Origin of the sequence: Flavobacterium sinopsychrotolerans (assembly GCF_900110375.1) — a bacterium.
GTDB classification, from domain to species: domain Bacteria; phylum Bacteroidota; class Bacteroidia; order Flavobacteriales; family Flavobacteriaceae; genus Flavobacterium; species Flavobacterium sinopsychrotolerans.
The window spans coordinates 878856-904316 of the sequence record NZ_FODN01000001.1; the positions used below are offsets into that span (position 1 = coordinate 878856).

Sequence of the window (25461 nt, forward strand, 5' to 3'; positions counted from 1 at the left end):
TTAATTTATAATTTAGACACTTAAATGTGTAATAAAACTAATTACTTAACTCTCTTTTTAATACTTGTAATCTATTGGAAACTGAAGCATTATATTGCTTATCTCCAATTCTCAAAATAAAACCTCCAATGATTGCAGGATTTACTATGTTTTCTAATGTGATTTTTTTATCTGAAAGCGTTGCTATTTTTGCTAAAACTTTAGCTTCTAAAACCGCATCCATAGGAACAGCTGTAGTCACTTGTGCCAACTCAATACCATTTGCTAAGTCAGATAATTTACCATATTCAGCAGCAATTGCTCCTAATATTTCGAATCTTTTGTTTTCAAATAATAAATGAAATAACCCTTGAGTTACGCCATTGATACCTGCAAAAACTTCTAACAATGCATTTTCTTTCACTGCTACTTTAATGGTAGGGTTTTGAATAAAAGTACTCAATTCTAAATTTCCATTAATAGTGGTAGCAATAGTTTTCATATCACTGCTTACTGCTTCGGCAACACCTTTTGAGTTTGCTAAGTCCAAAATTGCTTTTGCATAACGAATTGCTGCTCTTGTACTTGCCATAATTAGTTCAATTTAACGTCACCTAACATATTCTCAATCAATTTTGTTTGAGCTTCTTTGTTAGATAATTCATCTTTCAATACTTTTTCAGCAATACTCAATGACAACGATGAAACTTGTGATTTCAATTCAGCCATAGCCGCATTTTTTTCTGCTAAGATAGCTGTTTTAGCTTGCTCTATCATTCTTGCGCCTTCTGCTTGTGCATCAGCTTTAGAATCAGCGATCATTTTTTCTCTCATTTCACGCGCTTCTTTCAATAAAGAGTCACGTTCTAATCTTGCTTCCTGAAGAATACGTTCGTTTTCGGCAGTAAGATTTTGCATTTCTCTACGAGCAGTTTCTGCTGAAGATAACGCTTCATTGATTGAATCTTCTCTACCTTTTACTGCGCCAAGAATTGGTTTCCAAGCGAATTTTCTTAAAAGGATAAAGAAAACTATAAAGATGATCGAGGTCCAAAAAATTAAACTCTCTGGTGCTGTTAAATTCATATTTTTATATTTAAAAAGTTTGTTTTAGAAATAAAAACTCCCTGATACCAACCGTATCAGGAAGTTTTAAGCTTTAATTATTTTGCGATTAACGCAACAACTACTGCGAAAAGTGCAACACCTTCAATAAGTGCAGCAGCAATAATCATAGCAGTCTGGATTTTTCCAGCAGCCTCAGGTTGACGAGCAATAGCGTCCATTGCAGAACCACCAATTTTTCCAATACCTAGACCTGCACCAATAACAGCTAATCCAGCTCCGATTCCAGCTAATACCATAATACTAAATTTAATATAGTTAATAATTAATAAAACACATTTTAATGATGATCGTGCTCTGCTACGGCCTGACCAATAAATAATGCTGTCAATAACGTGAAGACATAAGCCTGCAACGCCGCAACCAACATTTCAAGTACACTCATAAACAATACGAAAGCTCCAGAAATAGGCGCAACGGCTACTGTTTTGAATATAAAAATCAATGAGACTAAACTCAAGATGATAATATGTCCTGCAGTAATGTTTGCGAATAAACGAATCATTAATGCAAAAGGTTTTGTCAACATTCCGATAATTTCTACAGGAATCATAATAGGATATAATGCCTTAGGAACTGGAGGCATAAAAATATGTTTCCAATAATCTTTGTTGGCACTGAAAGAGGTTACAATAAAAGTAATCAATGCTAGTACAAATGTAAAGAAGATATTTCCGGTAAGGTTTGAACTGAAAGGAAAAAAAGGAATCAATCCAATAAGGTTGTTAATCCAGATAAAGAAAAATATAGTCAGTAAATACGGCATGTATTTTGCATATTTTTTTGTTCCAATATTAGGTATCGCGATTTCATCTCTAACGAAAATCACTAATGGCTCTAGAAATCCAGCGATTCCTTTTGGCGCTAATTTATTTTTGTTATAAGAACGAGCTACCGCAAGAAACAAAAAGAACAATACAAGAGCTGACATCAACATCGAGAAAACATTCTTAGTGATTGAAAAATCAAGTGGTCTGGCGTCAAACGCGAAAGCACCGTTTTTTCTTTGGTCTTCTGTTAAGGTTTCAAATTTATCCGCATAAAAGATAACCTCATTGAAACGAACTAATTTCTGACCGTTCACATCAATAATATGGTGTCCTTCATTATCATGGTGAAATTGTTCAGAAGAGAACATTTCCAATCCGTTGTTTGTCCACAATATTACAGGAAGATAAAACGTAATAGGATGACCATCATAATCCGCAATGTGAAATTCATGAGAATCTCCAATGTGATCATTAATCAATTCCGTAGCATTGAATTCTTTTTCAGCAGAATGACCTGTTTCTCCGTGCGCTTCTGCAACAGGAGCAGCATTTTCAGTGTGATTTTGAAGACTATCCGCTGTTGGATTTGCGAAAGTAACCAACGGCATACACGCTAGAAAAGTAACTAACAGGAATTGAAGTGATTTTTTAGAAATTACCATTATTAATTGTGTATCTGATTTTACGTTTTTAAAATTTTTTGCAAAGGTACATATTTAATTGAAAATTGAAAATTATAATGATGATTTTAAAAAATGAATTTTACAATCGTATTGCATTATTTTCAAGCAACTTATCTTTTATTTATTAATCGTATCGAAAAAATTGTTTCAAAAAGCAAAAATAGGAAATAAGGGATGAAAAAAGCTGCTATATCCAAATTAGTTTCTCTACCTTCTGATTGTATCAACGGAATCAAAAAAACGACAGCCGCCATCATTTTCACAAAAGTGGTGCCCAGAAAAGCAAAACCGGTAAAATCCGGGAAATTTGAGTTTACAAAAAGCAACAGCAAATAGATTAAAAGTGTGGAAACAAACAGGAAAAGATAAATACTCCAAGTAGCATAAAAGAAATCATGATCTTGACTGATTGCCGCAGTGCCATAATATTGTGCAGCAAATAAGAGCAATGTAAAAGGTATTAGATACTTCAAAAAAGATAAAAATTTGATCATTCGTTATTTTTATTAATATTTTTAACTTGGCGAATTACGTTATAGAGTGCTATAAAAACCGATAATAGTGATAAAATAATGGTGTAAAGTGATGACGATTCATCAGAATATTTTTCATCCAGCCACATCCCAAAATAAGTAAATGCGAAAATGACAATTCCCATTTGAAACGGAATCCCCATAAATACCAACCACTTATTGAAATTGTTTTTATTTAGTTTTTTGTTGTCCATCGTTTAGCATTAGATTTTTTGTAATTGTCTTCATGATACATGATGCACTAAAATCAGCACCTGGCTCTACTGATAATTTGCCTACCGTAACTTCCCCATGAATACTGGCTTTTGCTTTTACATTCAGGACTTCTGTAACTTGAATTTTACCGTCAAGCTTTCCTTCAATATCAGCATTCTTACATATAATATCTCCGGTGACACTTCCCGCAGGTCCTATAACAATTTTTCCGCCAGACTGAAAATTCCCAATCAAATTTCCATCCAGTCTGAAATCAGCTTGTGAAATTATATCGCCTTTAATAATTGTTCCTTCAACGATTCTATTGGTCTTCCCCAAAAGATCGGTATATGATTTTTGTTTTTTATCAAACATAATTATTGTCTTTTTAATGCTAAGTATGCGTCAAGGTTTTTCTTGATCTGAATTACTTTGTAGTTTTGATTAGATACCACAATTGAGGTCTGTTTGCTTTCCGCAGACTTATCTAATTGAATCTTTGCAACAATATTATTTGCAAAGACTGCTGAATTTAGACCATGAATAGTAATAAAACTTTCTTTCTCATTATAAAAGTCGTAGGAGTACGATAACTCCTGAAAGTTGTTTTCTTTGAAAAACTTCTTTATTTTTTCTTCCAAAGCTTTTGTATCCTTATCTTCCTTTTTGCCTACTTTATATAGAATTTTCCAATTATTGGTCTCCACTGTATTGAAATCCATTTTCTCTAAAAAAGGAATTTGATCTCTCAAAATTTGCACTGCGTTTTTCCCTTCTTCGCTATTTGGATAATTATCCGCCACAAATTGCAATGCATTTTTGTAGGCTGTTACTCCTTTCAGTTTACCAATGGTATTTGCTTTAAGCAACTCAAATTTGGATACAATTTCATCTCCCGAAAATTGATTAATCAAAACGTCTGCATTTTCTAAAACCATCACAAATTGTTCTTGCTGGAATACTTTATACCATTTGTTATAGACACTTTCCGGTGTTTCATTTTCAGAAATTGCATCTGGATTAGTGTTATTAATTATTTGTGCATAACGAGAATCCGGAAATTGAGCCGAGATCTTTTTTTGCATTGTTTCAGCTTTATTCAAATCAGTTATCTGGTATAATTTATACAAGTTATACATTGCAGGAAGAACCAGTTTTTCTTCAGGATCCTGTTGTAATAATTGTTCCAGTTTATTGATTGCCAGATTGTTTTCTTTGAATTTTTCCTTATAAATAATGCCCAGTTGATAGTATGCAAAATTGCGTTCTTTACGGATACTGTCCAATTCTATTTGCGCTGTTGGAAGTTGTTTCAGGTAATAATCCGTGGTGTATTGCTCTACTATTTTATTCGAGTCCGCTTCCTTTTCAGACGATTGTTTATCCACATCCAAAGAGTCAATAGTCGTTACGTTTGCATTTCCTGCGGCAACTCTCCAATTCCCGTTTAAATTCCTGTCACCCCATATTTTTTTGAATTCCAATTTCCCAAAAGCTACAGTTGTAGGATTATAAAAATAGAAAGCACTCACCGTTTGTTGAGAAGAAACACTCGCCATGGCAGGTGGAGTAATTGGTGATTTTCGCGCCGGATTTCCGGATTCTTGAATAGAAGCGGGAGCTGCAGATGAAGCGGTGTTATTTCTCGCAATATTTTCCTGTTTCGCTTTGTTTTTCTCCTCTAAAAGTCGCTTAATTTCATCTTTTTCTTGTAGCGCAACAATGTACTTTTCAAAATAAGCCATACGATCCGCTGAGTTCATTGCCACCACATTTAGAATACTGTCGTTTCTCTTTGCCAGCGCTTCATACAAAATCACCTCATCAAGGTTGCTTCTTATTTTTTGGATTTTTACAAATTCTCTTGTTTTGTTATTCAGTTTAACCAAAGTACTGTCATAGTATTTTGCTGCCGCAGGATATTCCGCATTTCTAAAATACATATTTCCTATATTTCTATAATTTGAAGCAACTAAATACGTATCTTTTGAATTGGTTCGTAACGATGCATTGTAAAAATCCAATGCTGTTTTCTGATTGTTTTCCTTGTCTTGAAATACCGCCATTTGATGAAAAATCAAATCTTTATACGGACGGTTTTCCCGGTCTTGAATCAGTTTATTGAATGTTTTTAAAAAAGAAACTGAATCTCCCGATTGAGAATCAAACAACTCCGCTTTTTTGGCATGTGCCTGAATCACAAATTTCCGCTCCGCTTTTCGGTTCATGTCAATCACGGCTTGATAGGAAGTAACGGCACTGTCCTTGTATCCCAATTCTTGATACAATTGTCCCAGAACAAAACGGTATCGGGCTCTTTCCTGATTTACTTTGGTGAATTCGATGGCAAGTTTTATCTTAGCAACTGCACTGTCTTTCTCCTCCATGTTTAAAAAAGAAGCGGCCAAAAGTGCGTTTGCATCTGCAAAAACCTGTTTTTTTACTTCGTGATCTTCTAATAATTTACTGACATTTTTTATGACCAAAGCATCATTTCCCAAACGCATGTTGGTTTTCTCTCGCCAAATTTTGGCTTCATAAATTCGGCTGCTGTTTGGGTATTTGTACAGAATATAATTGAATGCATCTAGCGCAGGAACAAATCGTTGGTCGTAATATCTGGCTTTTCCAAGCATCAGATATGCTTCGTCAATTTGGCTGTTTTTTTCTTTACCGCCAATGTTCATGGAATGTTTTTGAATGGCTTTGGTCGCTTTGGTTTCTGCCAATTCAAAATCAGTATTTTTAGGTTTTGTTGTAGAAGTGAAATCTTCTACAATTTGCATTTTTTCAACCGGCAAAAGTTGCCAGAAATCATCATCGCTATTGGCGTTTACCACCAGAACTCCTTTATCCAAGCCTACTTGCCCATTGTATAAAATGTTATATTTGGTGCTTAAAGCATGCGAATTCCTAGCCATAAAAGTGTCTCTTTTAGTAGAACAGGCTACCAAAAAAGCAAAAAACAACAAGAAAGATAACGGTTTAAATATATTGATTTTCAATGGAAAACGTTTTTATCAATTAACTATTAAATATACTTTTTAGTATATGCACTGGTAAAAATACATTTCTTTTTGCTATCGTGAAAATTATGAAGTTATATTTGGGTTTTCCTGATGTGCGTAAGGGATGGAAGCGGCATCCTTTATTTTTCTTTCTTTAAGAAAAATAAAGATACAGCGCACAGCCCGACCCGAAGTCTCGGCTTTTGGGACGAGACGGAGGGTTACGCCAAAATAAAACCGCCAATTCACTGATTAAATAAACTCATTGGAGCATACAATTAGCGAATTAGCGGTAAAAGTTTTGTCTGGGACTGATTCGTTAATTTTAAACCGCAAAAAACAGTTCTAGTTCCTTTAAGGTTTCCTCAGAAGTTTGAATGTCTTTGACCACTTCGCCTTTGTGCAGCGCGACAATCCTGTCACTTACCTCAACAGTATGCAGTAAATCGTGGCTGGAAACCAAGACGGTTACTTCCGGATTATCGGCTAAATCCTTGATGATTTTTTTTAATCGGAATTGTGTGGTTGGGTCTAAATTAGCAAACGGTTCGTCCAGAATAATAACCTCCGGATTCCCAATTAAGGTAGCGATGATACCCACTTTTTTCTGGTTTCCTTTAGATAAATCACGTAGATATTTCTTGTTTTTAAGAATTTCTCCGTTGAAAAACTCTTCGTGTGTAGCCAATAAAGCATCGACATCGGCTTTGTTTTGTCCGCGTAAATCGCCAATGAAATAGAAATATTCTTCGGGCGTTAAGTAGCCAATTAAGAAACTTTCGTCCAAGAAAGAAGCAGTGAACGGTTTCCAGTTTTCACTGGTGTTTACCTGAATGTCATTATTCACAATATTTCCTGTTGAGGGCTGGATTAAATCCAATAAAAGACTGAAAAAAGTGGTTTTCCCAGCACCATTATTTCCAACTAATCCAAAGCTTTCGCCTTTTTTTATTTCTAAAGAATCTATTTTTAATACGGTTGTTCCGTTGTATGTTTTTGAAAGGTTATTTACTTGTATCATTTTTGAAAAAGTTTATTCGGTTATTTGTTGATTTCGTTAATCGCTGGATTATCCTTTTTGTTTGTACGCCGCAATGGTCGCGTATTTCTCTGATTTATAGATTTTTTCAATCACGGAAAATGCTTTCTCTTTGAAGGCAAATCCAATCACTCCTGTACCTGCTACCAGCGCTAAGCCTATATTTGGATTCGCATATTTTGAACCCAGCCAATACAGTAAAACCGGCAAAGCCAACTGCGGAATAGAAATCAACATCGTTTTAATATTGAAGGCTTTTTTGTCTCCAAAAGCACCTTTCCCGGAACTCAAATCGATTGGTGTTTTAGTGTACGCGCCACCCAATAAAACCAAATGAGAATTGACTCCGATATTATAAATCGCACCCACGACAATGGTTAAATAAACATGAACCCCTAAATAGAGATAGAATGACGCTATGGTTGTGGTTACAATTGTAGCAATTACCATCAACCACCATTTAGAACTCAAATAACCTTTGTACGGAATGTTTTGCGTCATCATTAGCTGGTAATACGCGCTGTCCCAACTCGGCACAAATTGTCCGAAAGTAATTAAGAATCCACCCGAAACTATAATCCCGCCCAAAATGTGCATTAAAGGATTATTATAAGCTTCAATACTACTAGTGAAGAAAAGAAGCCCATATAAAAGGAACATGACGCTCAATCCAACAGTGGTTTTAGATCGTTTGTTTCTTTTGATTAATTTGATGTCATTTTTCAAAAAGGTTCCGATGGTTCCAAATTGGTTTAACCAAGTCAACTCCTCCGTTTTGGCAACATCGTGTTTGTTAGACAATCCTGCATCCAGATATAAATTCTTTTTGAAATACTGGAACGTGACATAATATAAAGCGATTAATGCTAATACTGGAATGGCAAAAGCCCAATACGTGTTGAAAATAACATTAAAAAATGGCGCTGTAATTTCCGTGATATTAAAGAGTTCGTAGTAGTGTAATCCTCCTAAAACAGCTGCTATTGCTAAGAAAATGGCGAATAAATTATCCTTGTTACTCAGTAGAATATTCAGAAAATTGTTGATGTACAGCAATGAAAAGATGGCAGTGTACCAAAGCACTACGGAAAGTATATCATAGCCTTCGATGATTAAAACAACACAAAACGGAATCAGGAAAAAAGCGTGCACCAAATTAAAGAAGGACAAAACCGTTTTTCCTAATGAGAAATGAACAATCGTTGATTTTTTTATGGGAAAAATCAACATGGGGCGAATGTTCATCACCGGGATTTTTTGCAACATCAATCGGATAATTAAATCCATCAATACATAATAAATCATGAATTGATTCACCGTAACAATTGGGTCCAGATTCATTTTCTTCAGAATATAAAAGGCCCCAACTCCTACTGCTAAGAAAATTAAAATGAAATAAATGGCGACAAAACCCATCAGGATTTTCAAAGCCAAATTAGTAGCGAAGGAAGCTGACCTAAAAAATGCTTTCCATTCGAGATAAAGGAATTTTTGAATCATAGTTTGGTTATTTTGGTTTTGTAATATGTAGTCAAAATAAGAAAACGTTACAAATTTTCTAATTTATATTCCGGGTAGGTTTGTTTTAAATAGGCTTCAGCTTTGGAAGGGATTATTTTAAAAATGATGAAAAGTGCACAGGTTAATAGTACGAAAACAAGATTACACTAATTTTAACTTTTTTACTATTTTGTAGTGTTCATAAACCATCATTAATTGAAAAAAACAATAAGTAAAGGGGAAACCTAATAAAATACAAGTAATAAAATTAAACAAAAAGGAATTATTACTATCGAAATTTTTTAGTGGTTCATTGATGATATTGAACTGAAAAAGGAAAAAAAAAACTAGCCAACCTCTGTAAAGAAACAACCTCCCATAAGTTGTTTTTATTTTAGAATACCATATAAAAAACAAACTTAAAACAGTGGCTAAAACCAATACCAAATACGCTCCTTTTAACCCTAAGTTTAGGCTGTTAAAAGTTTGTTGTGATTGAATATTTGAAACAATAAGAACTAATACAAAACCAAAAACAATAGCTGACAATAATATAATTAAAGTCTGTCTTTTAGAATAAGTAACTAATTTTTCAATTACAACTCTTGGTGCTTTAAAAAAAGCTCCTAACCAATTACCGCTAGATGAAATTTCAAGCGATTGTTCCCATTTCTCAAAAACTGCTTCAAAAACAATGTCGAATGAAATTTCTTCATTACTCAGTCTCTCCTCAATTTCTGAGGCAATGTGGTCTAATAATTCTAATTTGACATCCTGATAAACAAGACCATTTAAAACTAAGGTTTCTTCTATTTGAGCTATTTGTTGGTTGGTTAATTTCATCTTCAAAAAATTAAAATTCTAATTTTGGACTTGGGTTCACTAAACTCTGCATGTTTCGAATGAAATCTTCGAGTTCTGAGAGTCGGTTTACGGTTTCTTTCTGCCCGGTTTCCGTCAGTTTGTAATATTTACGCATGCGGTTATCCACTTTTTCAATTTCGACATCCAGCAAACCTTCAGCTTCCAGCTTGTGCAAAGCCGGGTACAAAGCGCCTTCGGTGATGTTGAGTTCGCCTTGCGTAATCGCTTTTACTTTCTGGGTAATTTCATAGCCGTACATCTTGCCGTTTTCCTCCAGCAATTTCATGATAATCGTATTCAGACTTCCTTTGTATAATTGTGAGTTTTTCATTTTTTTGTCATTGCGAGGCACGAAGCAATCTCATTTTGAAAAACAAATATACATAAGATTCTTATACATAATAGTTTTAGGTATTAAAATTTTCAAATATTTTGAATTCAAAAAACCTATTCTGTTTACTATATTTGCAAAAAAAATATCATGTCATCCTTTCTGAAATTAATCATAAAAGAAGTAAAACGCGAAACCAAAGACGCTGTTTCTATACTTTTTAACGTACCTGAGGAATTAAAAGCGAATTATACTTTTGTTGCCGGTCAATATATCAATCTAAAATTAACTTTGGACGGTGAAGAAATTCGTCGTGCGTATTCTATATGCTCAGCTCCTGACAGCGGGGAATTACGCATTGCGGTGAAAGCAGTCGCAAACGGTGCTTTCTCTCAATTTGCTAATACAAAACTCAAAGCTGGCGATGTTCTTGAAGTGGGAAAACCGGAAGGGAAATTCACTTTTGAACCGCAAGCGGACCGTCAAAAAAACTACGCGGCTTTTGCTGCCGGTAGCGGAATCACACCTGTGATGTCTATCTTAAAATCAGTATTGAAAAACGAACCGAAGAGTTCTTTTATATTGGTTTACGGGAACAGAACACCTGAAGAAACCATTTTTCATCAAGAATTACACGATTTGCAATTGCAATATGTAGGACGTCTTTTTGTTCATTATGTGTACAGTCAAGCCAAAGTAGAAAATGCTTTGTTTGGGCGAATTGAGAAATCAACGGTTAATTTTGTTTTGAATAACAAACACGCGGCATTAGAATTTGATAAATTCTATTTGTGTGGACCAGAAGAAATGATAAATATCGTTTCCGGAGTTTTGAAGGAACATAATGTAAAAGAATCTAATATTAAATTCGAATTATTTGCTTCTTCAACCAAAGAAAATAAAATAGAAAAATCGTTAGGCGGCCATTCAAAAATCACCATCATGGTGGATGACGAGGAAACGACTTTTGAAATGTCACAAAAACAAACCGTTCTTGATGCCGCTTTAAAACAAGGTATTGATGCTCCGTATTCCTGCCAAGGCGGAATATGCAGCAGTTGTCTCGCTCGCGTTACCTCCGGAACTGCCGAAATGACGAAAAATTCCATCCTTACCGATAAAGAAATTGCCGATGGACTTATTCTTACATGTCAAGCGCATCCAACATCAGAAACTATCTATGTAGATTATGATGATGTTTAAGAGGTAAACATCCAATATCAAAATTCCAAATTCCAACTTTTAAGGCTGGAGTTTGGAATTTTTTCTATTTATAAAACATACTTCCTTTAACTTACAGTCAAAGCATTACAAAAATGCATTCCACAAGAACATGTTTTTTTGTCTTTTATTCTCTTCCTTGTCTTCTCCGTACGTATACCAATCTTTTGTTTTTTCTTCTATTAATGTTTTTAGTTCTTTTAAATCATAGGTTTTTTTAGCTGTAATCGGTTTTATGTCGGATGCGTTACTGATTTTTAAATCTATTTTGGTAGCTATAAATGACGTGTATAATCTTGGTATTGAAAGTCCTAAAATCATACCCGGTAAACCATTTACACTACATGGACCGCCAGAAATAGTAATGTCATCTGTGTAAAAAGCAAAAAGATATACATCATCAAATATTTTTCCTACTGCTTTTCGGCAATTATAACCTGCTATTTCTCTGTGCTCGTTTGTGATTTTCCATTGTATATTTGGTATGCTATCTGTTATTACAAAATTAGTTCCTACTATTTGCTTTTGCATATTCATTTTTCCAGTTGTAAAATCAAAATACCAGTTATTTTCTTCATCTGCATCTTTTTCGTGCTTTGGTATTCTTGTTTTTGGACTCCATCTGTCGAACTTATATACACTTTTATTGTCTTCAAAAGTATAAGTGTAATAGGATATTTTTAGGTCAGATAGGTTCTCTTTCATCATCTCATCCCAGCTGTCATTGCTCATCGTTTTTTTGAGGTTAGTATTTACTTCATATTCAATTACAGCTTTATCTATAAATTGTTGTGCTTTTGATGTAGTTGTAAAAAGTAGTGCTGCAATAAAAAAAAGTATTGATTTCATATGTTGATATTTATTGTTTTTTATCGGTCATATGTAATTAATGACCGATAATATTGTTTTTTTGTGTCATTGAACTTCGTTTCGCATATCATTATTGGTGTTTGCGACCCAATTACGGTCATGCTCATTTCATATATAGATAACTTAGATAATTAGATTTCTTGAATGCTCATTATTACAATTCCTTGAACTTCGTTCAGGACATTTGCTGATTTATTTCTTTACTGTTTCGCCTTTATTTTTAAAATTCCAGGTAAAGCCTATCATAGCATATCTTTTGAGCCTATCATTTCGTTCCTCACCTATTATGTTTTCATAAACATATCTATTGATTCCTATATTTTGATTCAAAATATCTCGTACTAGAATATAAGCCGTAAACTCATCGTTTTTGAAGGTCCGTTGCAGCCTTGCATTCCACAATTGATTGGTGAGATTGGTTTGGAAATCGGTCGTTTTTTGACGAAAATTTAAATTGTAGTCTGTGGACAATTTCCATTTTCCCCTAAAATAAACCCCTATATCCAGGTCCAAATTATTAGTGTTAAATGATTTTACTTCATCGTTTTGAGAAGTACTGTTTCTGTTATTTGAAAATCTATTACTTAAACTAAATTCGTATTTCTTTTCTTTTGATTTATTTAAATAAATTGAAAATCCTGAATTTAAAGTATTGGAATTATTGATTTTGTTGTTAATACTAAGTACTGATTTGTTATAGTTAACAGATGGATTAAGATTAACTTGTAAATCTATTTTTTTTATCTTAAATCCATATCCAAAATAAAAATTTCCAGAAAAATTACCGTTTGTGTTTATGGGTGTGCTAATTGTTTTAGCGCTTTCCGGATCTATATCTTTATTGTAAGAAATTAAATTTGAAGTCGATCTAAAAGAAATGTTTTGGTAAAAATGCGATTCTGTCAAAATACTATAACTATTGTGTGATATGCTTATACTATTGGTAAAAGATTGCTTTAAATTTGGATTCCCTAAAGTTTGATTAAAAAAATCTTGATTGTTTCTCAAAGGCTGTAATTGATCGATAGTAGGCTGTTTGGTTGCGCCTTGATAATTAAAACGCAAATTACTATTACTTTTGTATTTATAGGATAAATTCGCAGTTGGAAAAAAGTTGGTATAGCTGCGCTTGTATTCTTTGTTTAAAGTTTGATCTTGCAAATCAAACGAAGTAAAACCAAAACCACTTCCAAAGCTATAATTTATTTTTTTGGCATTGTAACTCAATTTTAGATTAGGCTTGTTTGTTGTTATGGTCTGTTTGAACTGGTTTGACAAAGAATCTACAACCAAATCATACTTGCCTGAAGCATCTGAATAATCATAGGTTAAATAATTGCTTTCGCCAGTGTTGTGAGTAACTTGATAGGCAAATTGCAATGCAAATTTCTTACCAATAGGCTCTGTATAGGTAACGTTTACGGCAAGATTTTGATTTGTTTTTTCCCCTATTTTGTTTTGATCCACATCATCCCTGGAGGAAAAGACACCACCTTCATAACTTTCGTTGGAAGACTTTAAAAAATTATTTGCATCCGTATTCAAAGTGTTCCAACTACTGTTTACAGAAAATGTACGACGGGCTTTGGCAAATTTATGTTTGTACAAAACACTTGCAAACAAAGATTCCTTCTCCGATTTTGTGTTAAATGTTTTTTCTTGTTTGTTTTTTAACAATCCGTCACCTCCTGTGGTATTTCCGTTTATAAATTCATCGCTTTCCGTATTATAAAAATTGGTTTTGGCGGTAAATTTGATGGAGTTTACAGAATCTAATTTTACGTCGTAAACAGCATTTAGTTTAAAATTACTTCTGTTTACGTTGCTTACCTTCGATGTGTTTTCGTTTAACTGTGTTTCTCCTACTTGTGTTTGAGTAATCCTGTTATTATTGTTGGTATAAATTTGCTTATTATATTTTGGTGATAGATTCAATGTTTGTTTATCATTCCACTTGTTGCTGTACTGCAATCCTGCGTTGGTGTTTTTGATAAACCCATTTTGAGTGTCAACATAAGGTTCTTCATCAGTATTGCCGCCCGTCCATTCATAACTTACATTTCCGTCGTCATCCATGTTCATGCTTATATCATCCCGAGATCCAAATTTTTCGCTGTCTTGCCAGTCAAGTCCATCCTGACCCGTATTTCCATTTAATAAAAAAGCGGATAATTTTCTTTTGCCTTTAAAATCACTAAACATAAGATTGCTATTGTATCTGGAATCCATATTTACTAATGGTCCGTTTGCAGCATCAATTTTACCAAAATAGCCTTTCTTTTTATCCTCCTTTAATTTTAAATTAATTGTTTTTTTTGTGTCGCCATCATCAATTCCTGTAAACTCGGCTTGATCACTTTTCTTATTAAAAACTTGTACTTCTTTTACCGCATCTGCCCGTAAGTTTTTTACCGCCATGCCTGGGTCATCACCAAAAAATTCTTCGCCGTCTACCAGTACTTTTTCTACTGTTTCACCCATGGCTTTGATGATCCCATTTTTATCTACTTGTATACCTGGCAGTTTTTTTAGTAATTCTTCTACATTGGCATTGGCATCAACTTTAAAATCACTTGCCCTATAACTGGTAGTATCTCCTTTAATTTTAATAGAACCCGTCTTTATAATTACTTCTTTAAGCGCATTAATTTTGCTTATCAAAGCAATTATCCCTATTTTTTTTTCGCCTTCTTCAACAGTTATGGCATCTACATAATCAGCATATTGGCTATGAGCCGTCATCAGTATATAATTTCCTGCTTTTACATTTTTGAGATTAAAGTTTCCCTCTTTATCCGATCGGGTAAATTTATATAAAATAGAGTCTTTGGGGGTTAATAAAGCAACAACCGAATTGTAAATGGGGGTTTTTTCGCTACCGTCGGTTAAAACACCCGAAAGGTTTGTTTTTTGAGAAAACGCTGAAAAAGAGAATAAGAACAAAATTGCAATTGTTACAGTAATTTTTGGCATAAATAGTTTCTATTTTTATTGTATTAGCATTTCAAGATTTCTAAAAAACAACTTGATTAAAAAAGCTCTTCTTTCTACTAATTGAACTTTGAGTTGTAAGACCTAACTCACAGCAAGCCAAAGTAGTATTTTTAATACTAATAATTCGAAACCTATTTGTTAAATAATTTATAAAATTATTCCTTCAAAAAAATAGCTAAAAAAACAATATCCTTAACTATTAATTTGATTTAATTCACTTGCTTACACCAATTAAAACTTTTGTAATAGAGTCAACAGCAATCGTTCGCATGGCATCTTCATAACCATCCACTTTCTTATTTCCATACACCGAAGTGGGTAATTTAGGATATTGCTTCCTGTCAGAAACCAAAGCATTTCCCAAAGGCTGATTAAAAGGAGAAAATCCCGCATAAGGGTGTGTCGCGCCCCAAAGCGTAATGACTTTTACGCCTAGCATTGCAGCAATATGCGCATTCCCTGAATCCATGGAAAGCATCACATCTAGATTACTGATGAGTTGCAATTCCTGTTGGAATTTAATTTTGCCCGCCATATTGATGACGTTTTCTTTATTAGCAGAAAACGAATCCAGAATTTCGATTTCCTTTTTACCACCGCCAAAAAGTAAAATTTTATATTCTAAATTTTTCGATAATTGATTAATGACTTCCTGCATTAAATCCAGCGGATATACTTTAGAATCGTATTGCGCAAAAGGAGCTATACCTATCAGTTTTTGACTTTTTTCTCCAATTATCGCTAGAATTTCCGGACTCAAAACTGCTTTTTTAGGAAAAAATGCCTGCGATAAATCAACAGTAAAACCGAGTTGTTCAAACACTTTCACATGTCTTTCAAACATCGTTGGCAGTTGCTTAAACACTTTATTTTCGGGTTGGGTCAACGCCTTTTTCTCCGCTCTTCCTTTATCAACCGATGCTGTTTTTTTTCCGCTTAAAGCAAAAAGATTTCTGACGATTTTAGAGCGCAACACATTGTGTAAATCGGCAAAAGCATCAATATTTAAACCTTTTAAATCTTGGAACAAACGTAACAATCCAAGAAATCCTTTGTGTCGTACTTTTTCGTCGAAAGCAAAAAAAGTAATATTAGGGATACCTTCAAAAAAAGGTTTGAAAAACGGTCTGGAAATGACCGTGATTTTAACTTGTGGATGCTGCTTTACAAAAGCGCGTAAAACAGGAACCGTCATGGCGACATCTCCCATTGCGGAAAGTCTCATGACGGCTATATGCTTTATTTTATTAGACAATTTTAAGGTTGTCAAAAATTATTTTTTGGCTTGGTACAAAACAGGATTCAAATCATCATCGTTGTACATTTTCATTTGTTTGTACACTTTCATGAATTTATCTCCATTTTCAATGTCTGTCAATAAATCATCGATTGCTAAAGACAAATCTGTTCTTTGTTCCAATAAAATATTCAACTTCGCCTGACATTTATCTCTGTGCTCTTGTGAAGCTTCGGCACGATTGGCTTCTTCTTGCATGTGATAAATTTTCAATGCTAAAATCGACAATCGGTCAAAAGCCCAAGCCGGACTTTCCGAGTTAATTTTCGCATGGTCTTTTACCACAACATGACTGTATTTTTGAAGAAAATAACTGTCAATATATTCCACCATATCCGTGCGTTCCTGATTAGAAGCATCGATTCTTCTTTTCAAAGTCAAAGCGGCAACAGGATCAATATTTGGATCACGGATAATATCCTCAAAATGCCATTGAACAGTGTCAATCCAGTTTTTGTGATACAATAAATGTTCAAATTTATCCTTCGGAAAAGGATTATTTATAGGCTGATCAACATTATCAAATTGATGATAATCTTTGATACTTTGTTCGAATACGGCGTACGCTAATTTTGAAAACATATCTTTATATATTAAAAGACAAAGATACTTTTTATACTTTTATACCATAAAAAAATAACTATAAGTTTAATTACAAAAATACAACCATGCAAATTCATTATTTATCGGAAGGGAACAGTATCCTAAATCACTTTTTGGGGCAAATACGGAATGTGAATGTTCACAATGACAGCATGCGTTTCCGAAGAAATATTGAACGTATTGGCGAAATAATGGCGTATGAATTAAGTAAAGAACTGCATTACGCGCCTATTGAAATCCAAACACCGTTAGGCATTAAAAATACAACTGAGATCAAAGATCAATTGGTTTTGTGTTCTATTCTGAGAGCCGGATTGCCATTGCATTTGGGTTTTCTAAATTATTTTGACAGCGCCGAAAATGGTTTTGTTTCTGCCTTTAGACATCATCCCAATAATGACGATTACTTTGATATTTTAGTGCAATACCAAGCTCTTGCTGATATCAACGAAAAAAATTTAGTGCTAGTTGATCCCATGCTTGCTACTGGTCAGTCCATAGTTGCGGTGTATAATAAATTAATGGAAAGAGGAACGCCAAAAGAAATTCACATTGCCGTTGTAATTGCCGCACCAGAAGGCATTGCACATTTGGAAGAACACTTGCCGAAAAACTGTCATCTTTGGGTTGCTTCTTTAGATGAAAAGCTGAACGAGCACAGTTATATTGTTCCGGGACTGGGTGATGCGGGTGATTTAGCCTACGGTGAAAAATTATAATTGGCTGAAAAAAGCAAATAAACTGCAGGCGATTAACACAAACAGAACTAATTCCTGATTTAGTTTTTCTTGAGGAATTTCAATATGACCAGTAGCCATAACTGCTAATGGAGCAAAAGTAAATAACAGTAAATCATTACTTTTATTGGAAGAAATTATGAAAATTAAAAGGCCAATGAAAAATGATACAATTATTTTTTTATATGAACTATGCAACAATAATGGTCTATTAGACAATGACATAAACATTGAGATAATAAAAAACAAAGCCACAGTCAAGTAAATTGATAAGGAACCATTTTGATAATTATTAGTAAAATAGTTGATTTCAAAACTTATTTTAATGTTGGAATACATGTGTTCAATCCCGTTTATATCAAAAAGCGTCATTACGAACATATAGAAAATCCCAACCGTAAAAAAGGCAATAAAAGGCAATATCCAGTTTCTATAATCTCTGGAAACATGAAAAATTATAGAAATAAAAACCAACACTATAAAGATAATACTCCAAAAATGAAATATGGAGGCTATAAAAATCCACAAGGAAGCATCAAATATTTTTTCTTTGGATTCTTTTAGTGATTGTAACGAAATTAATCTTCGAAGCGCTAATAAAATAAAAAAATTAGAAATAATTAAATTTGTATTATCCAGTACTGAAGGAAAAAAAAGTAAAAATAAAAAGTAGAAAAAAATCGTATAACTACTGTCTTTACTGAGTGCATTCCTGCGGGCAATAAAGTCAATTAAGAAAACTGATGCCAACAAAATAATAAATGTTGTTGCTTTTTTAAAAATTAAAAAACCAGAACTTAACCAAGATAAATCTTGAATTTGATACATTAAAAAGAAAACTAGCATTAAAATAACGACCAATGCAAAATTTAATGGTGTAGATTTTTTAAAAACACTTGTTATCATAAGGATATTTTATACTTTTGTGGTTGTAAATATAATACTTGTTTAAAAAGGAAACTGTCCAAGTTCAAAAAAGATTCTCTTTTTTAAGATACCAAGTTTCTTAAGACAATTAATAAATTAATTTTATACATTATGAAAGCATTTTTCGAAGGAATAGAATACTTATTTGTAAATATTTTATTTGCTCCTCTAGACTTTTTACGCTCATTAGAGCTATCATCTTGGTTTGCTGCAAATACAATCAATTGGATTTTCATGATCATTTGTGCTGCCGCAATGGTTTATTGGATAATGCAATTGAGAATATTTGACGCAAACGGAACAGAAAATCAAGACACTACCGCTCACTCTTTCTTAAAATAATATTTTAAAAAAAAGTGAATAATAATTGGAAACTATTTTAAGTCGTTTCCAATATCTTTTCTAAAATACATCTTATCAAAATGTAGCTTGTCTATATTTTGGTAAGATTTTTTTATGGCTTCTTCGAAATCATTTCCATAAGAAGTTACAGTCAAAACCCTTCCTCCATTTGACACTATATTTCCATTATCCAGTTTAGTTCCTGCGTGAAAAACAATCGAATCTTCAATGGTTTCTAATCCAGAAATTACTTTTCCTTTTTCGAAATCTTCAGGATATCCACCAGAAACAACCATAATTGTAGTGGCGCTTCTTTCGTCAATTTCCAGATTAATTTCGTCTAGTTTTTCATTTGCAACAGCCAAAAATAATTCTACTAAATCCGTTTTCAATCTTGGAATTACCACTTCGGTTTCCGGATCGCCCATTCTCACATTGTATTCAATTACGATTGGCTCGTTATTGACATTGATCAACCCAATGAAAACAAAACCTTTGTATGGAATTCCGTCTTTTTGAAAACCATCAATAGTTGGTTTTACAATGCGTGTTTCGATTTTTTCCATCAAAACAGCATCTACATAAGGAACTGGAGAAACCGCTCCCATTCCGCCTGTATTTAAACCTGTATCGCCTTCGCCAATGCGTTTGTAATCTTTGGCAGTTGGCAATATTTTGTAGTTTTTTCCATCCGTAAGAACAAAACAACTCAATTCTATTCCGTCCAAGAATTCTTCGATAACAACTTTTGAACTGGCATCACCAAATTTTTGATGCACCAGCATGTTTCTTAATTCTTCTTTGGCTTCTGCCAAATCCTGAATAATTAAAACTCCTTTTCCTGCGGCTAAACCATCTGCTTTCAAAACATAAGGCGGTTGCAATGTTTCCAAGAATTCACATCCTTTTTCTACCGTTTCTGCAGTAAAACTATCGTAAGCGGCAGTTGGAATGTTATGTTTGATTAGAAATTCTTTGGCAAATTCTTTACTTCCTTCCAGTTGCGCGCCCATTTTTGAGGGACCAATAACCGGAATATGACTTAATGCAGCATCGTTTAGAAAGAAATCATAAATCCCTTTTACCAAAGGATCTTCTGGTCCTACCACAACCATTGCTACTTTTTCCTGAATAACAAACGTTTTTATAGCTTCAAAATCCGTCGGACTCATCGCAACGTTAGTGGCTATTGAAGCAGTTCCCGCATTTCCTGGCGCTACAAAAAGTGTGTCACAAAGCGGACTTTGAATCATTTTCCATGCAAAAGCATGCTCTCTTCCGCCCGAACCCAGTAGTAAAATTGTCATGTGTAGTTGTGTTTAGTTGTGGTGCAAAAATAATTGCTTTTGAACTTAAAAAATAATTAATTTTCAAAAAGTTGTTGGTTCTCCATCATTAGTTGTTGGTAAATATTATTTTTGATGAAATATACCTTTAAAATGTTCCCACTATTCGACTTATCGCTGCAGCTAAATGGTTTTCCAATGAAGGAGGCTAAAGCCGAATTACGAAAAATTGTAGCCTTTTCTGAAAAAGAACATGAAGTTTTTGTTGAAAATAAAAAAGTGGAAATTGTCAATTTTCATTTGCAAAATAATGCTTTTTACAAAGATTTAGTCGGTATTACAACTTTTACAAGCTGGGAAGATTTACCCGTTTTGAATAAGAAAAACTTACAAAAACCATTACTGAAAAGGCTTTCGGAAGGCTATTCCGCTAAAAACAGTTACGTCAATAAAACGTCCGGTTCCAGCGGAACTCCTTTTATTTTTGCCAAAGACAAATACTGTCATGCCTTGACTTGGGCTTCAAATATTTATCGTTTTGGTTGGTATGGAATTGAATTTAATACTTCCTATCAAGCACGTTTTTATGGTATTCCGATGGATTTTATCGGAAACAAAAAAGAACGTATCAAGGATTTTTTGAGCCATCGGTTTCGGTTCTCTATTTTCGATTTGTCGGATGAAATTTTAGAAAAGATTCTGAAAAAATTTCAAAATAAAAAATTCGATTACATCAATGGCTATACGAGTTCGATAGTTTTATTTGCTAAATTTTTACAAAAGAAAAACATCGTATTAACAACAATTTGTCCCACTTTGAAAGTATGCATGGTGACTTCTGAAATGCTTTTTGAAGAGGATAAAATCCTTTTAGAAAAACAATTTGGTATTCCTATTGTCAATGAATACGGCTCTTCGGAACTGGATTTGATTGCTTTTGAAAATCCTCAAGACGAATGGCAAGTCAATTCGGAAACGTTATTCGTGGAAATTTTAGATGATAATAATAAAGCAGTTCCAAATGGTACTGCAGGCCGAATTGTAATCACTTCCTTGTTCAATAAAGCACATCCGTTCATACGATATGACATTGGTGATATTGGAATTCTGGATGAAAAAAGCACGTTACAAAAACCTATTCTCAAAAAATTAATAGGCCGGACCAATGATGTTGCCATTTTACCCAGCGGGAAAAAATCACCTGGACTTACCTTTTATTATGTGACAAAAAGCATCATCGAAGACGACGGAAACGTAAAAGAATTTGTGATAAAACAAACCAAAATAGATACTTTTGAAATTGAATATGTGAGCGAAACCGAATTAAATTTGGCACAAATTGAAAAAATTGAAAAGGCGATTGCACTTTATTTAGAAAATGATTTGGTGTTCATCTTCCATAAAAAAGAAAAATTAGAACGCAACAAAAGCGGAAAATTAAAACAATTTGTTTCATTTGTAAAATAACACTATGAAAATCACAATAGTTGCAGGCGCCAGACCCAATTTTATAAAAATCGCCCCTATCATTAAAGCGATAGAGAAAAAACAAGCCGAAGGTGCGGAAATCTCCTATCGGTTGGTGCATACTGGACAACATTATGACAAAAACCTCAGCGATACATTTTTTCAAGAATTAAATATTCCTGAGCCGAATGCAAACTTAGAAGTAAAAAGCGGCTCACAATCAATACAAACTGCTGCAATAATGGTTGCTTTTGAACAAGAATTACTGCAAAATCCATGTGATTTAGTTTTGGTGGTTGGCGATGTCAACTCGACTATGGCCTGTGCGATTGTTGCAAAAAAATTAAACATTAAAGTAACTCATGTAGAGGCTGGTATTCGTTCAGGTGATATGACAATGCCCGAGGAAATCAATCGAATTGTTACGGATAGTATAACCGATTATTTTTTTACAACCTCAATTTGGGCAGGAGAAAATTTGTTAAAATATGGGGCAGATTCTTCTAATATTCATTTTGTTGGAAATGTAATGATAGATACTTTGTATCAAAACCTAGATCGAATTTCGGCTCCAATTTTTTGGAATGAATTCAATTTAGAAACTAAGAATTTCATCATTTTGACCTTACACCGTCCTTCGAATGTAGATGAAGAGCAATCATTGATTCAACTTTTGCAAGGAATTGATAAAATGGTTGGTGATAAAAAAGTGATTTTCCCTATTCATCCGAGAACAAAAGCGATTTTAGGTGAAACTAATTTGAACTTAAAAAACATCGTATTTGTTGAACCACAAGGGTATTTGAATTTTATGTTTTTAATTAAAAACAGTTTTGCTGTCATTACAGATTCTGGCGGAATTTCAGAAGAAACTACGGTTTTAGGAATTCCTTGTTTTACCATGCGAAATAATACTGAAAGACCTGAAACGGAAACCATAGGCACGAATACTTTAGTTGGCACATCGATTTATAATCTAAATAAAATGTTTGGAGAATTTCTTCAAAATGGTCATCGAAAAGCAGGAATTCCTGAACTTTGGGACGGTAACACTTCTGAACGAATAATTGATATTTTACTTTCAAAAAAATAATGGAAGAAATCCTCATCATATCAAATTATTATCCGCCAGAGAAAGGTGCTGCAGCAAATAGAATTGAGCAACTAGCGTTAAAATTATATCAAAATAATTATACAGTTTCTGTAATTTGTCCTTTAGGTAATTATCCCAAAGGCGAACTGTTTCCGGAATACAAAGGCAAATTTTTTGTTAATGAAAATCTACAAAATATTCTTGTAAAACGTCTTTGGATTTATCCAAGCAACAGTAAAAATATAATCAAGAGACTGCTATCGGTTTTATCCTTTTCTTTGGGTTTGTTTTTTTACTTATTGTTTCAAAAAACACCACAAAAAGTAGTGGTGCAATCCCCGCCATTACTGCTTTCTTTTATTTCAGTTTTTGTTCTTTCGCTGAAGCGAAAAAAAATTATTCTGAATGTTTCTGATTTATGGCCATTGGCTGCCATTGAATTAAATGCTTTAAAAGCCAATTCATTTTCGCATCGTGTATCTTTATTTTTAGAACGTTTTATCTACAAAAAAGCAAGTTTAATTTTAGGCCAATCCAACGAAATTATTACTCACATACAATCCATTTCCCCTGAAAAAAAATGTTTTTTATATCGTAATTTTCCGGACCATAAAACGGTTCAAATGGATTTGGAAACCCGAGAAAACAAACCAATTAAAATATTCTATGCTGGTCTTTTTGGCGTGGCGCAAGGAGTCTTAGAAATGTGTCAAAAAATCAATTTAGAAGGCTTAAATATCGAGTTACACCTATTTGGCGATGGTGCTGAAAAAAAACAAATAGAAGCGCTGATTCAGTCCAGAGCAGATAAGAAAATTTTCTTTTATGGAATGTTAGAACGTAAAGCTTTACACGAAAAATTAAAATCGTTTGATATCACAATAGTTCCTTTGAAGACCAGAATTTATGGTTCTGTTCCTTCTAAAATTTTTGAGTATGGCGCATTGGGATTTCCAGTTTTATACTTTGGTGGTGGTGAAGGTGAAACCATAACTGAAAAGCATAATTTAGGCTGGGTAGCCAAAGTAGGAAACTATGATGATTTAAATGAGAAACTGCAAACCATTTCAAATATTCAAAAAGCAGAATTGGATTTAATGAAAAAACGAATTTTTAATGATGTTCAAATTTCGTTTAATCTTGATACACAAATAGAAGATTTGATTCGACAAAATATTTTCTAGTAGGCTTTTTCTTCTCCTTTAAAAATATTGATAACCGTTTGGAAAATTATTTTTAAATCTAAAATTAAAGACCAATTTTCAATATAGAAAACATCGAATTTTATTCTATTAATCATATCGTCTTCCGTTTGAATTTCACCACGGAAACCATTAACCTGAGCTAATCCAGTAATTCCTGGTTTAACACAATGCCTCACCATATATTTTTTAACTTTATTTCCATAAACTTTATTTTGAGCCCAAAGATGCGGTCTTGGACCTACTACTGACATGTCACCCAATAAAACATTTAGAAATTGAGGCATTTCATCTAAGCTTGTTTTTCTCATAAACCTTCCTATTTTGGTAACGCGAGGATCATTTTTAGAGGCTTCTTTTTCAGTTGTTTTATTGATTTTCATGGAACGAAATTTATAACATAAAAATTCATTTTCATCAATTCCTGGTCTTCCTTGTTTAAAAAAAACCGGACCTCTGGATTCTAATTTTATTAAAATCGCTAATAAAGGAATTAGCCAAGACAAGAGAACTGTAATAATTGAAATTGAAAAAACAATGTCAAAAACCCTTTTGAATATCATTGTAGCAGGCTCATGGAGCATAGTTTTTTTCAGCGATAGTACCGGGAAAAATTCGTAATAGTCAATTTTTAAATTTTTAGAAAAAATCTCTTTTGTATCTGGTATAAATTTTATCTTTTTATAATTTTCATCAGCAAAATCAATTAAATCTTTCAAATTTTCATTTGAAATTTCATTCAAAGAGCAATAAATTTCATCGACAGAATTTTCAATAACAAAAGGTTTCAAATCTACCAATTTCCCTGTTATATTTTGATTTGATTTCTTATCTGAAAAATAGCCTAAAAAACGATAGCCATAATCACTTCTTGTTTCAAAAAGATTTTTTAATGCTATCGCCTCTGGAGTATAACCAATTATGACAGCGTTTCTATAATTACTTCCTGTTATTATTCTATATTCTTTTAAATAATAAAACAATAAAAATTTTGAAATAGTAATCAGTAGCATAACGGAGAATATAAACATCGCAACCATTAATCTGCTAAAAACAACTTGTTTTGAAAACGGGAAAAAAGCAATGGTTATTAAAAGGAATATGACGCCTTGTTTGACTATTTTTGAGATTATTTCAAGTGGAGTTGTAAAGCGATATATCTCGTAAAATCTTATAAAAAAAGCAACTGTAATCCACCCAAATGACTGATAAACAAGAAAGCGCTCAATGTTAAAATTAAGGTCTTTGAAGAAGAAAAAACCAAGAATTAAAATAACAATTAGGTCTATTGAAATACTAATGGGCCTAATGTATTTTGAATATCTTCCTGTTTGAGATGCCGTCATATTTGATGAATGAATTCCATTACTCCTCTCGTTACCAATGATTTAAAAA

Annotated in this window: 25 protein-coding genes; 6 read left to right on the forward strand and 19 right to left on the reverse strand. The window is 33.3% G+C overall.

Translation table 11 applies throughout. From position 1 onward, the window contains the following. Nucleotides 1-37: 37 nt before the first annotated feature. The 12 genes from atpH to BMX64_RS04000 all read right to left on the reverse strand — a co-directional run bounded on the left by atpH (nt 38) and on the right by BMX64_RS04000 (nt 10027). On the reverse strand, nt 38-571 hold the full coding sequence (gene atpH / locus BMX64_RS03945) for an ATP synthase F1 subunit delta (protein WP_091166430.1): 534 nt from the start codon (nt 569-571) through the stop codon (nt 38-40). Nucleotides 572-573: 2 nt separating this feature from the next. Continuing rightward, nucleotides 574-1065 (reverse strand): F0F1 ATP synthase subunit B, encoded by a 492-nt coding sequence (locus BMX64_RS03950; RefSeq protein ID WP_091166431.1) that lies wholly within the window; start codon nt 1063-1065, stop codon nt 574-576. A 77-nt stretch (nt 1066-1142) separates the two neighbouring features. Then, nucleotides 1143-1343, reverse strand: coding sequence for an ATP synthase F0 subunit C (atpE, locus tag BMX64_RS03955; RefSeq protein WP_031453874.1), 201 nt, complete (start codon nt 1341-1343; stop codon nt 1143-1145). 41 nt (nt 1344-1384) lie between these two features. Next, the gene (gene atpB, locus BMX64_RS03960) at nt 1385-2536 is read right to left on the reverse strand and encodes a F0F1 ATP synthase subunit A (RefSeq protein WP_091166432.1); all 1152 of its coding nucleotides are present in this window, start codon (nt 2534-2536) and stop codon (nt 1385-1387) included. A 131-nt stretch (nt 2537-2667) separates the two neighbouring features. Next, nucleotides 2668-3030 carry a hypothetical protein gene (locus BMX64_RS03965; RefSeq protein WP_143056051.1) on the reverse strand — a complete coding sequence of 121 codons (363 nt, stop codon included), beginning with the start codon at nt 3028-3030 and terminating at the stop codon, nt 2668-2670. Between the two features lie 17 nt (nt 3031-3047). After that, nucleotides 3048-3284 (reverse strand): AtpZ/AtpI family protein, encoded by a 237-nt coding sequence (locus tag BMX64_RS03970; protein ID WP_091166434.1) that lies wholly within the window; start codon nt 3282-3284, stop codon nt 3048-3050. Beyond that, nucleotides 3262-3660: a bactofilin family protein gene (locus tag BMX64_RS03975; RefSeq protein ID WP_091166435.1), complete on the reverse strand. Its 399-nt coding sequence runs from the start codon at nt 3658-3660 to the stop codon at nt 3262-3264. Before BMX64_RS03975 ends, BMX64_RS03970 begins: the two co-directional genes overlap by 23 nt. Nucleotides 3661-3662: 2 nt before the next feature. Further along, nucleotides 3663-6290, reverse strand: a complete 2628-nt coding sequence (gene porW, locus BMX64_RS03980) for a type IX secretion system periplasmic lipoprotein PorW/SprE (RefSeq protein WP_091166436.1) — start codon at nt 6288-6290, stop codon at nt 3663-3665. A gap of 328 nt (nt 6291-6618) precedes the next feature. Further along, nucleotides 6619-7314: an ABC transporter ATP-binding protein gene (locus BMX64_RS03985; protein ID WP_091166437.1), complete on the reverse strand. Its 696-nt coding sequence runs from the start codon at nt 7312-7314 to the stop codon at nt 6619-6621. 48 nt (nt 7315-7362) lie between these two features. Further along, nucleotides 7363-8832 carry a DUF5687 family protein gene (locus BMX64_RS03990; protein ID WP_091166438.1) on the reverse strand — a complete coding sequence of 490 codons (1470 nt, stop codon included), beginning with the start codon at nt 8830-8832 and terminating at the stop codon, nt 7363-7365. A 162-nt stretch (nt 8833-8994) separates the two neighbouring features. After that, nucleotides 8995-9675, reverse strand: a complete 681-nt coding sequence (locus tag BMX64_RS03995; RefSeq protein ID WP_091166439.1) for a hypothetical protein — start codon at nt 9673-9675, stop codon at nt 8995-8997. A gap of 10 nt (nt 9676-9685) precedes the next feature. Continuing rightward, nucleotides 9686-10027, reverse strand: coding sequence for a PadR family transcriptional regulator (locus tag BMX64_RS04000; protein ID WP_091166558.1), 342 nt, complete (start codon nt 10025-10027; stop codon nt 9686-9688). Between the two features lie 150 nt (nt 10028-10177). Here BMX64_RS04000 and BMX64_RS04005 point away from each other — a divergent pair, with 150 nt between their 5' ends. Further along, nucleotides 10178-11230: a ferredoxin--NADP reductase gene (locus BMX64_RS04005; protein ID WP_091166440.1), complete on the forward strand. Its 1053-nt coding sequence runs from the start codon at nt 10178-10180 to the stop codon at nt 11228-11230. A gap of 105 nt (nt 11231-11335) precedes the next feature. On the opposite strand, the gene BMX64_RS04010 is transcribed toward BMX64_RS04005, so the two are convergent. The 4 genes from BMX64_RS04010 to BMX64_RS04025 all read right to left on the reverse strand — a co-directional run bounded on the left by BMX64_RS04010 (nt 11336) and on the right by BMX64_RS04025 (nt 16991). Then, nucleotides 11336-12097 (reverse strand): GLPGLI family protein, encoded by a 762-nt coding sequence (locus tag BMX64_RS04010; RefSeq protein ID WP_091166441.1) that lies wholly within the window; start codon nt 12095-12097, stop codon nt 11336-11338. A 213-nt stretch (nt 12098-12310) separates the two neighbouring features. Beyond that, nucleotides 12311-15091 carry an outer membrane beta-barrel protein gene (locus BMX64_RS04015; protein WP_091166442.1) on the reverse strand — a complete coding sequence of 927 codons (2781 nt, stop codon included), beginning with the start codon at nt 15089-15091 and terminating at the stop codon, nt 12311-12313. A gap of 235 nt (nt 15092-15326) precedes the next feature. Continuing rightward, complete coding sequence (locus tag BMX64_RS04020) at nt 15327-16337, reverse strand: glycosyltransferase family 9 protein (RefSeq protein WP_091166559.1); 1011 nt, start codon at nt 16335-16337, stop codon at nt 15327-15329. 48 nt (nt 16338-16385) lie between these two features. Continuing rightward, complete coding sequence (locus tag BMX64_RS04025; protein WP_091166443.1) at nt 16386-16991, reverse strand: DUF4254 domain-containing protein; 606 nt, start codon at nt 16989-16991, stop codon at nt 16386-16388. A gap of 86 nt (nt 16992-17077) precedes the next feature. On the opposite strand from BMX64_RS04025, the gene upp reads away from it, so the two are divergent. After that, on the forward strand, nt 17078-17731 hold the full coding sequence (gene upp, locus BMX64_RS04030) for a uracil phosphoribosyltransferase (protein WP_091166444.1): 654 nt from the start codon (nt 17078-17080) through the stop codon (nt 17729-17731). Here upp and BMX64_RS04035 read toward each other — a convergent pair. Next, entirely contained in the window at nt 17726-18655 is a 930-nt protein-coding gene (locus BMX64_RS04035) for a DUF6427 family protein (RefSeq protein WP_091166445.1), read from the reverse strand. The two genes, upp and BMX64_RS04035, sit on opposite strands and share 6 nt — an antisense overlap. Before the next feature lie 132 nt (nt 18656-18787). Here BMX64_RS04035 and BMX64_RS04040 point away from each other — a divergent pair, with 132 nt between their 5' ends. Further along, complete coding sequence (locus BMX64_RS04040; RefSeq protein WP_091166446.1) at nt 18788-19018, forward strand: DUF6341 family protein; 231 nt, start codon at nt 18788-18790, stop codon at nt 19016-19018. 32 nt (nt 19019-19050) lie between these two features. Here BMX64_RS04040 and purD read toward each other — a convergent pair whose 3' ends face one another. Then, nucleotides 19051-20325 carry a phosphoribosylamine--glycine ligase gene (gene purD, locus BMX64_RS04045; RefSeq protein WP_091166447.1) on the reverse strand — a complete coding sequence of 425 codons (1275 nt, stop codon included), beginning with the start codon at nt 20323-20325 and terminating at the stop codon, nt 19051-19053. A gap of 132 nt (nt 20326-20457) precedes the next feature. Between purD and BMX64_RS04050 the strand changes: the two genes are divergently transcribed. From BMX64_RS04050 to BMX64_RS04060, 3 genes are read left to right on the forward strand one after another with little or no spacing between them, the layout of a single operon-like run. Beyond that, the gene (locus tag BMX64_RS04050) at nt 20458-21771 is read left to right on the forward strand and encodes a phenylacetate--CoA ligase family protein (protein ID WP_091166448.1); all 1314 of its coding nucleotides are present in this window, start codon (nt 20458-20460) and stop codon (nt 21769-21771) included. A 4-nt stretch (nt 21772-21775) separates the two neighbouring features. Beyond that, nucleotides 21776-22864, forward strand: coding sequence for a non-hydrolyzing UDP-N-acetylglucosamine 2-epimerase (gene wecB / locus BMX64_RS04055; protein ID WP_091166449.1), 1089 nt, complete (start codon nt 21776-21778; stop codon nt 22862-22864). Beyond that, nucleotides 22864-24048, forward strand: a complete 1185-nt coding sequence (locus tag BMX64_RS04060) for a glycosyltransferase family 4 protein (RefSeq protein ID WP_091166450.1) — start codon at nt 22864-22866, stop codon at nt 24046-24048. The genes wecB and BMX64_RS04060 overlap by 1 nt, the downstream gene beginning before the upstream one ends. Here the strand turns inward: BMX64_RS04060 and BMX64_RS04065 are convergent. Continuing rightward, nucleotides 24045-25412: an undecaprenyl-phosphate glucose phosphotransferase gene (locus tag BMX64_RS04065; protein WP_091166451.1), complete on the reverse strand. Its 1368-nt coding sequence runs from the start codon at nt 25410-25412 to the stop codon at nt 24045-24047. The genes BMX64_RS04060 and BMX64_RS04065 overlap by 4 nt on opposite strands. Nucleotides 25413-25461: the final 49 nt, after the last annotated feature.

Bases quoted from the DNA above. Each gene is read 5' to 3' on its own strand.
- BMX64_RS04060 (WP_091166450.1), top strand. From the start codon at position 22,864: ATGGAAGAAATCCTCATCATATCAAATTATTATCCGCCAGAGAAAGGT.
- BMX64_RS04040 (WP_091166446.1), top strand. From the start codon at position 18,788: ATGAAAGCATTTTTCGAAGGAATAGAATACTTATTTGTAAATATTTTA.
- atpE (WP_031453874.1), bottom strand. From the start codon at position 1,343: ATGGTATTAGCTGGAATCGGAGCTGGATTAGCTGTTATTGGTGCAGGT.
- BMX64_RS04065 (WP_091166451.1), bottom strand. From the start codon at position 25,412: ATGACGGCATCTCAAACAGGAAGATATTCAAAATACATTAGGCCCATT.
- BMX64_RS03995 (WP_091166439.1), bottom strand. From the start codon at position 9,675: ATGAAATTAACCAACCAACAAATAGCTCAAATAGAAGAAACCTTAGTT.
- purD (WP_091166447.1), bottom strand. From the start codon at position 20,325: ATGACAATTTTACTACTGGGTTCGGGCGGAAGAGAGCATGCTTTTGCA.
- BMX64_RS03970 (WP_091166434.1), bottom strand. From the start codon at position 3,284: ATGGACAACAAAAAACTAAATAAAAACAATTTCAATAAGTGGTTGGTA.
- wecB (WP_091166449.1), top strand. From the start codon at position 21,776: ATGAAAATCACAATAGTTGCAGGCGCCAGACCCAATTTTATAAAAATC.
- BMX64_RS04050 (WP_091166448.1), top strand. From the start codon at position 20,458: ATGTTCCCACTATTCGACTTATCGCTGCAGCTAAATGGTTTTCCAATG.
- BMX64_RS04010 (WP_091166441.1), bottom strand. From the start codon at position 12,097: ATGAAATCAATACTTTTTTTTATTGCAGCACTACTTTTTACAACTACA.
- BMX64_RS03985 (WP_091166437.1), bottom strand. From the start codon at position 7,314: ATGATACAAGTAAATAACCTTTCAAAAACATACAACGGAACAACCGTA.
- BMX64_RS04005 (WP_091166440.1), top strand. From the start codon at position 10,178: ATGTCATCCTTTCTGAAATTAATCATAAAAGAAGTAAAACGCGAAACC.
- BMX64_RS04020 (WP_091166559.1), bottom strand. From the start codon at position 16,337: ATGAGACTTTCCGCAATGGGAGATGTCGCCATGACGGTTCCTGTTTTA.
- upp (WP_091166444.1), top strand. From the start codon at position 17,078: ATGCAAATTCATTATTTATCGGAAGGGAACAGTATCCTAAATCACTTT.
- BMX64_RS04000 (WP_091166558.1), bottom strand. From the start codon at position 10,027: ATGAAAAACTCACAATTATACAAAGGAAGTCTGAATACGATTATCATG.
- BMX64_RS03990 (WP_091166438.1), bottom strand. From the start codon at position 8,832: ATGATTCAAAAATTCCTTTATCTCGAATGGAAAGCATTTTTTAGGTCA.
- BMX64_RS04035 (WP_091166445.1), bottom strand. From the start codon at position 18,655: ATGATAACAAGTGTTTTTAAAAAATCTACACCATTAAATTTTGCATTG.
- BMX64_RS03975 (WP_091166435.1), bottom strand. From the start codon at position 3,660: ATGTTTGATAAAAAACAAAAATCATATACCGATCTTTTGGGGAAGACC.
- atpH (WP_091166430.1), bottom strand. From the start codon at position 571: ATGGCAAGTACAAGAGCAGCAATTCGTTATGCAAAAGCAATTTTGGAC.
- atpB (WP_091166432.1), bottom strand. From the start codon at position 2,536: ATGGTAATTTCTAAAAAATCACTTCAATTCCTGTTAGTTACTTTTCTA.
- BMX64_RS04015 (WP_091166442.1), bottom strand. From the start codon at position 15,091: ATGCCAAAAATTACTGTAACAATTGCAATTTTGTTCTTATTCTCTTTT.
- BMX64_RS03950 (WP_091166431.1), bottom strand. From the start codon at position 1,065: ATGAATTTAACAGCACCAGAGAGTTTAATTTTTTGGACCTCGATCATC.
- BMX64_RS04025 (WP_091166443.1), bottom strand. From the start codon at position 16,991: ATGTTTTCAAAATTAGCGTACGCCGTATTCGAACAAAGTATCAAAGAT.